A 15,362-nucleotide genomic window follows, 5' to 3' on the forward strand; every position below is an offset into this window, starting at 1 on the left:
CTGAGCAATCGCACATCTTGTAATTGTAAGGCAGACAAATTGACCGATATGGTCAGCTCTTCGTCTAAGAGGTTATATTGCAGCTGCCATCGCTTTAATTGATTACAAGCCGTTTGTAATACCCACTGACCGATCTCACTAATTAAATTTAATTCTTCAGCCATATCAAGAAATACACCTGGCGCTAAAACACCTCGGGTAGGATGATCCCAACGGATCAGAGCCTCAACCCCTTGAACTTTTTTCGTTTTTGTACAAATTTGAGGTTGGTAATAAACTACGAACTGCTGCAATTGCAGCGCATAAGACATTTCTTCTTCAAGAATGGCGTTGCTCTGTGTTTCTTGATGAAGAATATCGGTATACAAACAGAAGTGATTTCGACCGTTCTGCTTAGCTTTATACATGGCAATATCAGCAGACTTCATCATTGCTTCAGGTGAAGAGGCAAACTCACCTAACATAGAAATACCAATACTAGCTGTTATCGAAAAAGCCGTATTTCCGACTTGTAAAGGAGGGGTCAATGCATCAATAACTTGAGTGGCAATGGCGAATGTTTGTTGCTCTGAATCAATATTATTCGCCAAAATAACGAATTCGTCACCGCCAAGACGCGCTAAACAATCACCGTCTTTAATTACTGAAGCTAATCTAGTGGCTACGTTTTGTAACAGCTTATCCCCAGTAAAATGGCCTAATGTGTCATTCACTTTTTTAAAATTGTCTAAATCGATAAACAGAAGCGCGATGTTATCACCGGTGAATAACACTCTAGTACAAGCATCTTTAAGTGTTTTCTCAAAAGTATAACGATTGATTAATTGTGTTAATGAATCTCTATTTGCTAGCCATTCTAATGCGTTATTTTTCTCACGCACTACGCCTTCAAGAAACTGACGATGTTGCGCCTGACGGATAGTTCTCATTAAACGTTCGGAATTGACCTCGGTTTTTAACAGGAAGTCGTGCGCGCCAACATTGAGTGCATTTAATGATAAAATTTCATCTTCATGCTGACTCACCATAATAATCGTTGCGTCTGTTTTTTTTCGCGCTAATAGAACTTTAATTAATGCTAAACCGTCAATATCTGGCAACCGGTAATCAATCAAGAGCACATCAACAATGTTGTTTTCGAACTGAGCGATCCCTTCTTCGCCTGTTTTGGCCTCTATTATAATAATAGGCCGATGACTGGACATTAAAGCACGCCTAATTGATTTCCTATCCACAAGGTCGTCATCGATAATTAACAGCGTGATAGGTAACTCTTGGTTAGCAGCGACGTTATTCATTGTACGGCAACTCCACTACACGCCAATAATGCCCCAACATATCAACAATGTTCAAAAAGGATTCGCCAACTTGTTTTTTGACTATGTATCCAGCAACATTTTTTTTGTAGGCTAACATTTTATCTTGATCGTCACTTGAAGTCGTCAATATAAAGACAACACTTCCGCATAGGTCATCGTCAGCACGGAGTTCTTTCAAAAAGTCGATTCCGCCCATTCGAGGCATATTGATATCAAGTAAAATAATATAAGGTTTGGCAATGGCTTTTTTACGAAGCAGTTCTAGCGCTTCGATACCATCTTTGGCGCGTATGGTGGGATTAGCGATTCTAAGTTTCTTGAGGGCTCTTTCAATACCAAGGACATCTACATCGTCGTCATCAACAATAAATATTGTCACTTGCTTGTGTAGCAGAATGTTCTCGCGCATAAATATTTCATCATCCTTGACATGTTAACCATACTGATTAAGAACTATTACGGTTCAGTCATCGTAAAAATAATCGTAAAATAAAAAAGAGTTAAGATTATAATATTTAAAGTATTTAATGGCCTTTTTACGCTGATATCAACACTAAAAATATCTTAATACCAGCGTTTACTTACTGATTGCTTGATACTATCTCACAAACATAATAGTTCAAAAATAAACCACAAATCAATATTAGCTCATCTTAAACAAAATAACCCTACTTAGTAGCATTTTTAATATTTAGCGAGCAATTGATCATCAACTTAGGCTAACTGATTAAACATGCATGTTAACGATTTACGTCAACAACAACACGGCCGCGAACCTTACCTGCCAATAAGTCACTGGCGACATCAATCGCATCAATCAAACTGATTTCATGAACTATGTCATCAAAAATGGCAGGATCAAGGATTTCACCAAGACGTTGCCATGCTTCAATACGATCGGCTAACGGTCGCATCACACTGTCAACACCCGCTAACGTCACACAGCGTAAAATGAAAGGCGCGACACTCGCTGGAAAATCCATCCCCTGTGCTAAACCACATGCAGCCACAGTCCCACCATATTTTGTACTGGCACACACATTGGCTAATGTATGACTGCCAACAGAATCTACCGCCCCAGCCCAACGCTCCTTAGCCAAAGGTCGACCAGCTTCTGATAAGCTCGCACGATCAATAATGTCTTTAGCGCCTAACTTTTTCAAATAATCACTTTGATCAACCCGCCCGGTAGATGCCACTACCTGATATCCAAGCTTGGCCAAAATTGCGATAGCAAAACTGCCGACACCGCCATTAGCACCGGTCACTAACACTTCACCCTTATCGGGTGTGACACCATTTTTCTCAAGTGCCATTACACATAACATTGCCGTATAACCAGCAGTGCCTATTGCCATAGCTTGTTGTGGCGAAAATGCTTTTGGTAATGGAATAAGCCAATCACTTTTTAAACGAGCTTTTGTTGCCAAACCACCACAATGGGTTTCGCCAACGCCAAAACCATTCAATAATACCGTATCACCTGTAGCAAACTTATCGCTATCGCTGTGCTCGACAATGCCAACTAAATCAATACCTGGCACCATAGGGAAAGTTCTGACTACAGGCGCTTTTCCAGTAATCGCGAGAGCATCTTTGTAATTTAGGGTGCTATAAAGAACTTTTACAGTGACATCACCTTCTGGTAAAACGCTTTCATCAATGCTTTTCACTGTGGTGCGATAACCTTGGTCATCTTTTTCGATCAACATGCCATTAAACATTCTGTTCTCCTAATTTAGACTGATCGTCTATTAATGATTAAAAAATTTTTATTTTGGTAACGCCGCCATAAAGTGATCATAGTAGTTATCAAGTGGGCGCTCATCTTGAACCAACTTTGCACGACTTACCGCCCCTTCCCAGCCAACCCAAAAACTTTCAGCTAAGGCATCACAATTTGCCGTTGTTGATATTTGTCCGAGTGATTGCGCGGCTTGAAGGCAGCGGGCTAAACAAGCTTGCCAACTCAAAAAAATCTCGATGATTTGCGGCCTAAAACTGTCTGGCAAAACGCCCACTTCTTGACCCAAATTACCCACCAAGCAACCACGTTTAAATTGATACCGAATCATTCCGGCTTTAGCATCATCAACGAAGTGTCTAATTCGAGTTAATGGTAAATAAGATTCATTAAGTAAATGGATTTCAAGTTTATGTAAAAAGTATTCAGCATAGTTCTGCAAAACCGCTTGGCCAAACGCTTCTTTACTCGCAAAGTAATGATAAAAAGAGCCTTTTGGTACGCCAACCTTTTTCAAAATAGGTTCTATACCCGATGAGGCAAAACCTTGCTCTGTCAATTGTTCAAGACCACTACGAATAAGCTCAGCCCGAGTATCAGGATTATCTCGCGAGACTTTAGGTGGCCGACCTCTGCGCGGTTTAGGGTTTGAACTAGTATGTGGACTCGTCATTATATCTAAGCTTAAATTGTTCATAGGCCAATATTAGACCGAACGTCTACTTAAATGCAATAACATTGTATTAAATCGCTACTTGAAGCCTAGTTACCCACAAATATTAGGGTAACGACAACATTAGCATAAGCCATTAAGGTCCCACATCACAGAAATGTTAACCAGAATTAGCACCATCACTTAATCCACATCAGCGACTAAAATTGCCAATAGATATCCCACCACAGCCATGGCTTCATATGAGAAATTTGAAATAATCAGCTCGGTAATGTCTAAACTTTAAGTGATCATTCAACATATGCCATATTGTAAAACCCAATCATTTTAATATCGTTACTTGAGCAAAACCATTTGAACCGAAATAATTTGAGCTGTAATTACTTGTGTAAAAACACCTTATTGAGTCGCGCCAAAATGGGTCTTATCCTCTTGTGAATAACATAATTTTGGCAACATTTTCACTGCATAATAAACAATCTATAGTGTCTACATTAAGCAGACATCAAGCTAAAAATATGGAGAACACACAAAACCAAAAAAACATATCCCATCCAATACAGCACCTTACCAATAACTTATTCAAAAATTGAAATATGAACTGCACATAGCAAAATAGTATCCACAACCTAACTGACCAGTGTTACGTCATCATAATTCGTGTCGCTGACAACATACCAATATTAAGTTAAATAGTTGTTAAAAAAACATTTAATACCATTTTCGCTGAGATTGGATTGGAAATTTCACCTCAAATGATGCTATTATAGTTAGACCACTAACTAGTTTGGTGGTTTTTTATTGTTGATTGAAAATAAATTAACAATAAACCGATTAGCCCGCACCCAGGAGGACATTATGTCAACGGACACGTCAAACGAAGAAAATCTCATTACCACTATGTTGAATACCGCTACACTAAAGCTGAAAGAGGCTTCACAATTATTTTGTTTATGTGCCCTTCTAAGCACCTATCTCTTTGTTATGTTGAAACCTAGCGGGATTCAAAATCACAAAGCGTTAGGAGGAAAATAATTCATGCATTACTTAACCTATGTCTCATTAGCAATATATTTCCTGGTAATGCTAGGCATTGGATTGTTCGCGTATAAACAATCAACAAGCGATGTATCGGGTTACATTTTGGGTGGCCGTAAAGTCAGCCCACAAGTTACCGCGCTGTCAGCAGGTGCCTCCGATATGAGTGGCTGGATGCTAATGGGCTTACCTGGGGCTATGTTCTTGGTTGGCTTTGAAACCATCTACATTGCATTAGGTCTATTAATTGGTGCATTGGTTAATTACCTTGTTGTAGCACCTAAATTAAGGGTCTATACCGAAGTTGCAGATAACTCCCTGACCATTCCTGAGTTTTTTGCTAAGCGCTTCCATGCACCTAACGGTCATGTGCGTATTATCGCAGCAGTTATCATCGTTATCTTCTTTACCTTATATACATCAGCTGGGCTTGTCGCTGGTGGAAAGTTATTTGTATCAGCATTTGATTTAAGTTATGAACTAGGGTTAATCGTCACCCTTGCTGTAGTAGTGTCTTATACCCTACTCGGTGGCTTCTTAGCCGTAAGTCTGACGGACTTTGTACAAGGCTGTATTATGTTTATTGCCTTAGTTTTAGTACCCGTGGTTGCGTATCAAGAGTTTAGTAGCGCAGACAAAATGATGGGCTTTGCTTATGAGTCTATTCCGCATTTTTCTGATGCGATGCAAAATGTCACTATGCTCGGGTTAATTTCCAGTCTTTCTTGGGGATTAGGTTATTTTGGCCAACCACATATTATTGTACGATTTATGGCTATCCGCTCAGTCTCGGATATCAAAACCGCACGAAGAATTGGCATGAGCTGGATGACAGTCACTATCGTTGGTGCGCTGGCTACAGGTCTAGTCGGTATTGCCTATGCCAACAAATTTGACATGAAAGTCAGTGATCCTGAAACCATCTTTATTATATTTTCAGAATTACTGTTTAATCCTTTAATCAGTGGTTTCTTGCTTGCAGCTATTTTAGCCGCGATTATGAGCACCATATCTTCACAGTTATTAGTATCGTCAAGCTCGCTAACTGAAGATATCTATCGGGTGATTTCAAAGAAAGAATCAACGGATAAAGAAATGGTTAAAATGGGCCGTTATGGTGTTGCTGGAGTTGCCATTGTGGCAAGTTTACTAGCACTGGATCGCTCTAACAGTATTTTATCGTTAGTGAGTAATGCTTGGGCAGGATTTGGCGCGGCCTTTGGTCCACTGGTATTGTTTAGTTTATACAAACAAAATCTCACTCATAAAGCCGCTGTAGCTGGTATTGTTTCAGGTGCTGCTACCGTCCTCTTTTGGATATATGCTCCTGTGCTTGCCGACGGAAAAGCATTAACCAGCGTGGTTTATGAAATGATCCCAGGCTTTATTGTTAGTAGTGTAGTGATTTGGATTGCCAGTGCTCTTGACTCGGATCCTTGTAATAAAACAGTTGATACCTTCCATGAAGCGAATCGTGTTTTAACCGAGCAACAGTAATGGAGAACAATACTATGTCAACTTCACATTGGAAACGGATTGTCGTTAAAGTGGGAAGCGCATTAATTGCGCCCCATCAACAAGGTTGTAGCAGCCATTATTTATTAGGTATTGCACAGTTTATTGCTACCTGTCGCGCTCAAGGATGCCAAGTTGTATTGGTATCTTCAGGTTCAGTTGCCGCTGGTAGACATCGATTCCCTGATACGGCAGAACCAAGCATTTCGCTTAAAAAAGCCATGGCAGCAGCAGGCCAGGCCGATATGATGGCCACTTGGGATAAGTTATTTGATTTCCCTTCGGCGCAGTTATTACTTACCCATGGTGATTTACGCGATCGCGACCGTTATATCAGCATTAAAAATACTATTTTTACCCTGTTAGACAATGGCTTACTTCCCATTATCAACGAAAACGATGCTGTTACCGCAGCCAAGTTACGTGTGGGTGATAATGACAATTTATCAGCTATGGTCGCCGCAGCAGCGGATGCAGATGCGTTAATTATCTGCTCTGACGTAAAAGGGCTTTATACTAAAAACCCTAATTTACATGAAGATGCCACGCTAATTAAGCAAGTCAGTGAAATCAATGCTGAGATTTATGCTATGGCTGGCGGTGCTACGAGCAGCGTAGGTACTGGTGGCATGTTAACCAAGATTGAAGCCGCTGAGAAAGCGATTTCACACGGAATTGAAACCATGATTGTGGATGGTTTTGACGCGGACACATTCAATCAACTTTTAAAGGGCCAAAATCCAGGCACTTTATTCACCCCGTATGATGTACCGATGCAAGAACACTTGCATTGGATGATGCATACCTCACAAATTCAAGGTGAGTTAATTGTCGAAAATGACTTTAGCGCTGACCTTGAAGAACATGATACTCAACTAACCACAGACGATGTAGTGGCCGTAAGAGGCAACTTTTCCGTCGGTGATACTGTTCTAGTGCGCAAAGGCGATGGTACTAAATTGGCTAAAGCCAAATCAAACTACAGTAGTTGTTTATTACATTTTATTGCAGACCAGGAAGATCGTGAATTTGCCAACAATGCCCAGCAAAAAACGGGCCCACTGATCTCTGACAAAAACATCGCCATTTTGGAGCAACTATGAGTTTAATTAAAGATTTATCGCAAGCAGCAGCCACAGCGGCACAAACTCTAGCCCTATTAGATGAAAAAGTTAAAAATACCATTTTAGTTGATATGGCCCGTGCACTTAGAGCACACAGCGACGATATTATTAAAGCGAATTTATTGGATCTTGACCATGCCGAAAAAGCGGATTTAGGCGCGGCAATGATAGACCGACTAACACTGACACCTGAACGTATTGAATCAATGGCCGCGGGTATCGAAACCGTTGCATCATTACCCGATCCGGTCGGCATGGTACGTGAAATATGTGAGCGACCAAATGGTCTAAACATTCAAAAAATGCGCGTACCTTTAGGCGTTGTTTGTATGATTTATGAAGCACGCCCTAATGTTACCGCTGATGCGGGTGCATTGTGCTTTAAATCAGGTAATGCAGTGATATTGCGTGGCGGTAAAGAAGCACTACATTCAAGTAAAATCATTGCTTCTATTTTACAAAATGTATTGCAAGCATATCAGTTACCACCAGCACTGATCACTGTGATACCCGATCCAGATCGCGCCTTACTACTAGAGCTTATGCAGCAACGTGACTTTATTGATGTCATTATTCCACGTGGTGGCGAAGGCTTAATCAATTTTGTTACGGATAATAGTAAAATTCCTGTTATTCAACACTTTAAAGGTGTTTGTCATTTGTATGTTGATAAAGATGCCGATCTCGATATTGCGATGTCTTTATTGCTCAATGGCAAGACCCAACGCACTGGAGTATGTAATGCTCTAGAGGGATTACTGGTACATCAAGATGTAGCAGCAGAATTTTTACCTAAAGTGGCAGCCCAACTTGCTGCACATAAAGTGCGTATTAATGTCAGCAAAAATGCCCAGCAATACTTTGAGCATGCTAACGTTATTAGCGATGATGATTTCGGCCAAGAATATTTGGATTTAGAAATAGCCATTCGCCAAGTCACTGATTTTGACCATGCGATCAATCATATTCGCCGCTTTGGTAGCCATCATACTGAAGTGATTTGTACCCAAAATGAATTAACGGCTACGCGTTTTCAACGTACCGTGGATGCCTCGGTAGTAATGGTTAATGCATCGTCTCGTTTTTCTGATGGTAGCGAGCTCGGTTTAGGTGCTGAAATTGGTATTGCCACGAGCAAATTACATGCCTACGGACCTATGGGCCTTGAGTCACTTACCACTGAGAAATACTTAGTCAGCGGTGTAGGTCAAGTTCGCGCATAATTAAACAGGTACCACAATTCAAAGGCCAAGCGAAAGCGTGGCCTTTTCTTTTTTAGCGACATTTTCGGAGGTTGTCATCTCTCAACATGAATCATTAGATCCCAATACCTGTATCGCCTTTATCGGTGGTGGCAACATGGCAAGAGCCATAATCAGCGGCCTACTTAAACAAGGTCATAACAGTGCCAATATTCTAGTGTGCGCCCCCAGCCAAACCACCCGACACGACTTGATCGATAAATTCAATGTTAAAGTACATCAAGACAACACCGCTGCCGTTGCGTTTGCTGATGTCATCATTGTTGCCGTTAAGCCTTTTGTAGTACCTGTAGTGTGTGAGCAGCTGAGTGAAGTAATGCAGTACGATAACCGTAAACTCGTTATCTCGATTGCCGCGGGTGTCAAACATGCAACACTCCGCCAAAAACTGCATTTTTCACCTAAAGTCATTTGCGCTATGCCAAACTTACCAACCGCCATTGGTGAAGGATTAACAGGTTTATATGCAGGCCCAGACACTCACGCTAATGACATTGCGCTAGCAGAAAGACTCATGCGCGCTGTAGGTGAAACCGTATGGTTAAAAGAAGAAAGCCAAATGTCGACCATCGTGGCGGCTGCGGGTAGCTCACCGGCGTATTTATTTTTATTTTTAGAAGCCATGGAAAAAGCCGCAATTGAACAAGGATTGCCGCCAGAAATAGCCGCTAAAGCTGTGCTGCAGAGTGCCATGGGAGCTATATCAATGGCGATGAACAGTCAGCATAATTTGGCAAGTTTACGTCACCAGGTGACCTCACCTAAAGGCACGACGGAACAGGCAATATTGGCATTTCAGGATGGGGATCTTGATGAGCTAGTTGCCAGCGCAATGGCGTGCGCAACGACAAGAGCCAAAGAATTGTCTATAGGCTAACGGAGCTGTGAGCCTGAGTTGATGCTAATAACATCAGCCTGACAATGCAACATAGCCATATGCTACTTTGCTAAGCCACAATGGCTTAAGGCTAGCTCAGTAACTCTTGTTTAATCAATTTCAGCAGAAAGGTTTCTCGTTCAATCGATAAGCCTTTTTTGCTGCTGTTGGCGATAGTGTCAAGGTTATGCCCAATAGCCTCATCGATATCAATCCATACTGGTATCATGCCGTTATTAATTTCGTGAGCTTCAAACTGGGTTTCCCCCAGCTGGCTGTCAATATCACAAGTGAAACAATAAGACAGCATATTAACCGATGTATAACCATCTCGTTGCCAAGGGCGATATTCTTCATATAAGCCGAATGGATTAATATTGCGAATTTGTTGAGCGCCAGTTTCTTCTTGTAACTCACGGATCAGCCCTTGCTCTATCTCCTCACCTACATCAACGCCACCACCAGGCAATGAATAGTCATGATAACGCTGGGTGTAAAGCATTAATATTTGATTATTACGCATCACAATGGCACGAGCAGCAAGCCGCGTTAGCATCGTTTGGTGATTCGCGGCAACAAAATCTGCTGGGGTGTCGGAATGATAACGAGTGGTTAAGTGGCGCATTATAGAAGGGCTCATCGCAATAAAAAGCGCATGATACGTTGCCTAACTATATGCTTCAAGTTTGGCGTATAAGTTAAAATCACTTGTAGGGCGGCATATCAGTGCTTATAATGGCAACTTGAGTCCAAATAATAACAATCAATTATGAAGCTGATTATTCACAACAAGCGACTTTGGTACTCTTACCTCAATACTTATAGCGCAAAACGTCTAATTCAATACTGCTAGCTCAATGCTTCCAGTCAAATACTCTTCGCTAGGTACTTTCAGTTAAATAACCAAAGTTTGAAAACCACAGTTTAAAAGCCACTGTTAAATACCCATTTGACAAAATTTGGCATTGCACGTAGCAACACTTGGTCGCTCATCGATCCGGTGCAGGGTTTAGCATGTTAACTCAAGACAACCAAAAGATAGATAACCTAAAAAGTCCATTCGGCAACACTGATTATCATACCATGGGCGCCTGTTTTGACATTCTGAAGCTAATTGAAACAAAACTATAAATAATAATCGCCCTGTCATACCTATACCTTAAAATAACCGTCTAAATAGACGGTTATTTTTTAATATTTTACCTATGCTGAAGTATCACTTTTCAAGGATTGAAAGATACGGTGATCAAGTTACAAAGATTAACGTTCACTTAATGTCACTTCGGAAAATGCTTATGATTAAATATTGGTACAAACAATTCTCTCAGTATCCGCCTGATCACCCTGATTATTGGCGTATCCGTTTAATCGAGCATTCGTTACTCATTACCACGAGTTACTTTCTCATTCTGACTCTGATCAACTTGTTCTATTTTGAAGGTTATCAATATGCCTTACTCGACGGTTCAGGCTTAGTTATTTCATTGTGCATTTACTATCGATTTCGCAGTACGGGACATGTAAAGATAACCGCATGGGCTGTTACTCTCATGGTAGCCAGTTTGATTATGTTATTTGTGATATCGACCAAGGGATATTCTCATTCACTGTTTTGGGCGACTTTGATTCCGCCTTTTTCATTTTTTCTTATCGGACGAACCTGGGGCACATTTATTTCATGTATCTGCTTTAGTGTGTGTGCTTTTCTCGTTTACCTGCAAACGCAGAATCCTCAACCTGTGACGTTTAGCAAAGGTTCATTATTCAACGTTATTGAAGTGTGTGTTGCGCAAATTTTACTGTTTAGGTTTTACGAAAAAACCCGCTTTTCCGCTTATAAAAAACTGGCATTACGTAATTTAGAAATTCAAAAAATGGCTGAAACCGATAAACTCACCGGACTATATAACCGTGAAAAACTCGATTTCGCGCTTGATACACTGCTGACCACACCAGCAGCTAATACCTCTATGACAACAGAGACTACTAACGCGATAAAACAAACAGACGAAGCACCGATTATTTTCCAGCCTTATGCCGATGACCACCCACTGACAAACAATCAAACCACTCAAGATTTACTCAGTAAACAAGCTGTCACTCAATACCCTATTTCGGTGGCGATTATCGACATCGATCATTTTAAGCAAATTAATGATAATCACGGCCATTTAATCGGAGACAAAGTGCTATGCCAACTCGCGCAATTATTGCAAAACCAAATGCGCAACGACGACTTATTAGCACGCTGGGGCGGCGAAGAATTTGTGGTGGTGTTACCCAACACGACATTAGCTGATGCGATTGAGTTAACCGAAAGGTTAAGGCTATATATTGCCATGCAAAATATTAAAGGAATGGAGCTAACAATCAGCTTAGGTGTAGCTCAGTACAGGCTAGAAGATTCAGCCCACAGCTTACTTGACCGCGCAGACAAAGCCTTATATTCGGCAAAGTCTGGCGGGCGAAACTGTGTAGCAGCAGCTTGATCGGATAAATATTAATTAACAGAATATTAAAGCTTACTCTTGTAAGCGACTCGTTGGCGTAGCCACAATATAATTTTTACCATTGATGCGTTCAATAATTTGCGTTGCCGTTAAATCATGTACCACATTAACCACCGTTGAAGCTGCATCGGTAATGGCCCCAATGACGACTAAAATAGGGATCACTTCCATCGGTAAACCTAATGTAGTCACAATAAAGATTTCACCTAAAAATGCTCCGCCCGGTACTCCGCCAATCACAAACGCAGATAATACCGAAATCAAAATCGTCAGCATAAATACATCGGTCGTAAAATCTAGCCCTAATAACGAATAAATAAACACGATTTTTAGCGCGGTAATAGCGGCTGCACCACCTTTATTGAGATTGACTAGCAACGGCAAGCTAATCTCTGCAATTTGCTCATTTAGGCCCATTTTAGCAGCACTACGAATAGTCACAGGCAATGTCGCTAACGACGAGCTAGTGCCTAATGCCGTCACAGCTGGTTCGAGCATATGTTGCCAAAAACGTTTCACACCTTGTGCACCACCGCCAATCCACGCATATAAGGTCGAACCTAACGTTAGGTAAATAGCCATCGCCACAAAAAACAGCCCTACAGCTCGCGCAAACGTCCCCATTAATTCAGTATCTTGACTAGCCATAGTCGCGGCAAAATAAGCACCAAGTCCAATTGGAGCCACATACATTAATATCGAAATCACTTTCATGATCACAGTATTTAAACTGTCTAGCATGCGCCCCACTCTCTGGCCATCTTCACCAGATTGACCAATGGCCACACCGCCGATCACCGACATAATAATCAACGCTAATATGTTTGATTTAGAGAGTAGCCCGACAAAATCGTTAGTTGTGAGTAAGCTGACAAAGTCCATGCTGCCAGAGGCTGCATCTACGGTATTGGCTAAGTCTAATGTCACCCCTTGCGCGGGATCATATGCTAACGCCAACAACACCACGCCCACTGACGGAATAATCGCCATGACAATCGACACTGCCATAATAGACACAAGTATCGCGCCTAATTTCTTTAAATCGGTCATGTGAGCAATAGATGACATCACACTCACAGCAACCAAAGGCACGATGATCATAAATAATAGATTGAGGAAAATTTGCCCAATAGGTTTAAGCTTGATAGCCCACTCAGGAAATAACCCGCCAAACAATCCGCCCAGCAGTAAGGCACTCAGTAAAATAATGGACGAACGATAAGCACGTAAGCTACTCAGCATATTGGATCCTAGGAGCAATTAAACAAAAGGTGGAATAGGCAGCAGACTTGGCCCAAAGAACGATTAGCGCGTTAACAACTAACAGAAAAGCAGATGTAAAATAAACTCCATCAATTAGTTAGCCAATATCATTATCAACAATTACTGTCGACCATCACTCTCTCAACGACGTAAAAACGACTTAACTTAATGGTAAAATATGACACAAAACCAATACCATACACAACTACAAACCATATTAGTCATTCGGCAACGCTTGGATCTCAATAATGAGGCCTTCAGGGCCACGAACAAAAATTTGTTTAATCAATGAGCCTGGCACTTCATTAATAGAATAGCGCAGGCCCAGTTTGGCAATTCTTGCCATTACATCTTGATAGTCATCACTGAAAAAACTCACATGATGAACAATATTTTGCGGCTGCTCATTTTGCGACAGTTGATTGCTCACATCTGGCTGCTGATTAGCAAAAATATGTATCACATCTTTGTCACCGGCAAATAAAAAATAACCAGAAAACTCAAGATTAGGTCGAGTACCAACGGTTAAATCTAATAACGCCACGAGAAAATCGCTCATTTTTTGCGGATTTCTAGCACTTAATGACAAGTGATCAAAGCGAATATTCATACAACACCCTTTTAGAATATAGTCGACTTTAACGATTTTTATCAGCAAAGCCTTATATTACTGGGATTATGACTACCAATGAACCACCACAAAAGCTAAACATTATCAAAAATTATTTGATAATCAATTAGCGAGACAATTATTCAATAAACATTAATACCATTGACACCACACTATCCACACCTCTGTATCGATCGGATAGCAGAAGATGCAACTTACATATATTGTGCTATATGAATAAGTTAACCATTAAGTCAGTGTTGAATAGGGAAACAACAGTATTTGCAATAAGTGCAATTTGAAAAAAAAGCGTTGCAACAAAAAACCTCTAAGTAAGCATTTTAAAAACAGTGATTTAGAATAATTTATTGATAAGATTAAAACGTTGTTAACTCAATGCTGAGTATAAATGATGTACAACATAATGGTAATGAAAGGTTTTATAGTGATGCGCAATCCGGAAGTAAATAATAGCAGACATAATCAGTGAATGTAGGAAGCTTGCTCACTTGCAAGCTTCCTAAAGCTAAACTACAAGTCGATATAAATTGGCCAACCAAGTAGACCAATTAAGCCTTCTTTGTATTCCAGACGCTCCAATCGTTCAGGAGAGGCATTTTGAATGGCCAACTCTTGATAGCTACGAGAGAAATGCAGCGTCCGTAACAATGCAGCATTAAAATGTTTACCTAAATCTAAACGAATTGCATCAGCAAGCTCGTTAGGTAACTCAGCTAAAGCTGCCTTAGTTTGTTGCTCGATAAACTCAAGGTTAAACCATTCATCTTTAAGTTCTATACGAGCCATGCGTCGTTTAAGATCTTGACGGACTTTTTTACCGTCAAAAAATATCCGATATAACACGGCTTCTGCCAGAGTACTTTCTAGATTAATATAATCCATTGGATCAAAAGTGCCGACAATGTAGAACTGTGCCAATAAGGCATTAATTGATTGCTGGCGATTATGCTCAGCTAATGCTTCTTGGTAGTAAGCCCAGCCTTGCCATTCGTCACAATCAGGTGGACTCGAGACTTGATCAAGCAATACTTTATCCACGTCACCATAAACTGATTTACCATGAAGCCTGTGTTGACTAACTTTAGTTAACATCCCCCAGCCCTTCTGGAACGACTTAACTACGCCGTCATCAGTCAGTAGCAACCGTATAGCATTAGCCTGACTTAGGTCCGATAATGCCATTAAGCCAATGCTAACAATGCCAATGACATCTTGCGCGGCTTCTTCAAGCAAATGCATTTTATACTTGTTATAAAACTTATCAGCGAACTTAAGGCTCATCAAAATGGCTTTCGCTTTGATCTGTCCCAATTGCTCATTACTGAGCAATTCTTCGGTTCGGCCATAAGCCAACACCCGACTCAGATAGGGACCCTGATTTTCGTCACGTAATACCAATTGCATTT

At 40.8% G+C, this 15,362-nt stretch carries 13 protein-coding genes; 5 read left to right on the forward strand and 8 right to left on the reverse strand.

Translation table 11 applies throughout. From position 1 onward, the window contains the following. The 4 genes from H5202_RS02590 to acuR all read right to left on the reverse strand — a co-directional run. The coding region (locus tag H5202_RS02590; protein WP_182770675.1) for a putative bifunctional diguanylate cyclase/phosphodiesterase at positions 1–1,298 on the reverse strand (1,298 nt) is incomplete at its 3' end. Further along, entirely contained in the window at positions 1,291–1,728 is a 438-nt protein-coding gene (locus H5202_RS02595) for a response regulator (protein ID WP_124015509.1), read from the reverse strand. The genes H5202_RS02595 and H5202_RS02590, both read right to left, overlap by 8 nt. A 331-nt stretch (positions 1,729–2,059) precedes the next feature. Further along, complete coding sequence (acuI, locus tag H5202_RS02600) at positions 2,060–3,043, reverse strand: acrylyl-CoA reductase (NADPH) (protein WP_182770676.1); 984 nt, start codon at positions 3,041–3,043, stop codon at positions 2,060–2,062. 48 nt (positions 3,044–3,091) lie between these two features. Beyond that, complete coding sequence (gene acuR, locus H5202_RS02605; protein ID WP_259397169.1) at positions 3,092–3,736, reverse strand: acrylate utilization transcriptional regulator AcuR; 645 nt, start codon at positions 3,734–3,736, stop codon at positions 3,092–3,094. Between the two features lie 1,038 nt (positions 3,737–4,774). Here acuR and putP point away from each other — a divergent pair. The 4 genes from putP to proC are packed head-to-tail and all read left to right on the forward strand — an operon-like array spanning position 4,775 to position 9,552. Then, positions 4,775–6,271, forward strand: a complete 1,497-nt coding sequence (gene putP, locus H5202_RS02610) for a sodium/proline symporter PutP (RefSeq protein WP_011636243.1) — start codon at positions 4,775–4,777, stop codon at positions 6,269–6,271. Positions 6,272–6,285: 14 nt separating this feature from the next. Further along, positions 6,286–7,392: a glutamate 5-kinase gene (gene proB, locus H5202_RS02615; RefSeq protein ID WP_011636242.1), complete on the forward strand. Its 1,107-nt coding sequence runs from the start codon at positions 6,286–6,288 to the stop codon at positions 7,390–7,392. Continuing rightward, on the forward strand, positions 7,389–8,636 hold the full coding sequence (locus H5202_RS02620) for a glutamate-5-semialdehyde dehydrogenase (protein ID WP_011636241.1): 1,248 nt from the start codon (positions 7,389–7,391) through the stop codon (positions 8,634–8,636). The genes proB and H5202_RS02620 overlap by 4 nt, the downstream gene beginning before the upstream one ends. Before the next feature lie 37 nt (positions 8,637–8,673). Then, positions 8,674–9,552 (forward strand): pyrroline-5-carboxylate reductase, encoded by an 879-nt coding sequence (proC, locus tag H5202_RS02625; protein WP_102037121.1) that lies wholly within the window; start codon positions 8,674–8,676, stop codon positions 9,550–9,552. Between the two features lie 91 nt (positions 9,553–9,643). Here proC and H5202_RS02630 read toward each other — a convergent pair whose 3' ends face one another. Further along, entirely contained in the window at positions 9,644–10,177 is a 534-nt protein-coding gene (locus tag H5202_RS02630; protein WP_059745629.1) for an NUDIX hydrolase, read from the reverse strand. Between the two features lie 670 nt (positions 10,178–10,847). On the opposite strand from H5202_RS02630, the gene H5202_RS02635 reads away from it, so the two are divergent. Then, on the forward strand, positions 10,848–12,041 hold the full coding sequence (locus H5202_RS02635) for a GGDEF domain-containing protein (protein WP_259397170.1): 1,194 nt from the start codon (positions 10,848–10,850) through the stop codon (positions 12,039–12,041). Between the two features lie 33 nt (positions 12,042–12,074). On the opposite strand, the gene H5202_RS02640 is transcribed toward H5202_RS02635, so the two are convergent. The 3 genes from H5202_RS02640 to atcC form a co-directional block, all read right to left on the reverse strand. Then, the gene (locus tag H5202_RS02640) at positions 12,075–13,304 is read right to left on the reverse strand and encodes a dicarboxylate/amino acid:cation symporter (protein WP_011636237.1); all 1,230 of its coding nucleotides are present in this window, start codon (positions 13,302–13,304) and stop codon (positions 12,075–12,077) included. A gap of 238 nt (positions 13,305–13,542) precedes the next feature. Next, positions 13,543–13,935 carry a VOC family protein gene (locus H5202_RS02645; RefSeq protein WP_123777311.1) on the reverse strand — a complete coding sequence of 131 codons (393 nt, stop codon included), beginning with the start codon at positions 13,933–13,935 and terminating at the stop codon, positions 13,543–13,545. 531 nt (positions 13,936–14,466) lie between these two features. After that, positions 14,467–15,360 carry a cold adaptation protein AtcC gene (gene atcC, locus H5202_RS02650; RefSeq protein WP_182770679.1) on the reverse strand — a complete coding sequence of 298 codons (894 nt, stop codon included), beginning with the start codon at positions 15,358–15,360 and terminating at the stop codon, positions 14,467–14,469. Positions 15,361–15,362 lie beyond the last annotated feature (2 nt).

This window comes from Shewanella sp. SG41-4 (assembly GCF_014164505.1).
In the GTDB taxonomy this organism is placed as follows: Bacteria; Pseudomonadota; Gammaproteobacteria; order Enterobacterales; family Shewanellaceae; genus Shewanella.

Bases quoted from the DNA above. Each gene is read 5' to 3' on its own strand.
- H5202_RS02595 (WP_124015509.1), bottom strand. From the start codon at position 1,728: ATGCGCGAGAACATTCTGCTACACAAGCAAGTGACAATATTTATTGTT.
- acuI (WP_182770676.1), bottom strand. From the start codon at position 3,043: ATGTTTAATGGCATGTTGATCGAAAAAGATGACCAAGGTTATCGCACC.
- acuR (WP_259397169.1), bottom strand. From the start codon at position 3,736: ATGACGAGTCCACATACTAGTTCAAACCCTAAACCGCGCAGAGGTCGG.
- putP (WP_011636243.1), top strand. From the start codon at position 4,775: ATGCATTACTTAACCTATGTCTCATTAGCAATATATTTCCTGGTAATG.
- proB (WP_011636242.1), top strand. From the start codon at position 6,286: ATGTCAACTTCACATTGGAAACGGATTGTCGTTAAAGTGGGAAGCGCA.
- H5202_RS02620 (WP_011636241.1), top strand. From the start codon at position 7,389: ATGAGTTTAATTAAAGATTTATCGCAAGCAGCAGCCACAGCGGCACAA.
- H5202_RS02630 (WP_059745629.1), bottom strand. From the start codon at position 10,177: ATGCGCCACTTAACCACTCGTTATCATTCCGACACCCCAGCAGATTTT.
- H5202_RS02635 (WP_259397170.1), top strand. From the start codon at position 10,848: ATGATTAAATATTGGTACAAACAATTCTCTCAGTATCCGCCTGATCAC.
- H5202_RS02640 (WP_011636237.1), bottom strand. From the start codon at position 13,304: ATGCTGAGTAGCTTACGTGCTTATCGTTCGTCCATTATTTTACTGAGT.
- H5202_RS02645 (WP_123777311.1), bottom strand. From the start codon at position 13,935: ATGAATATTCGCTTTGATCACTTGTCATTAAGTGCTAGAAATCCGCAA.
- atcC (WP_182770679.1), bottom strand. From the start codon at position 15,360: ATGCAATTGGTATTACGTGACGAAAATCAGGGTCCCTATCTGAGTCGG.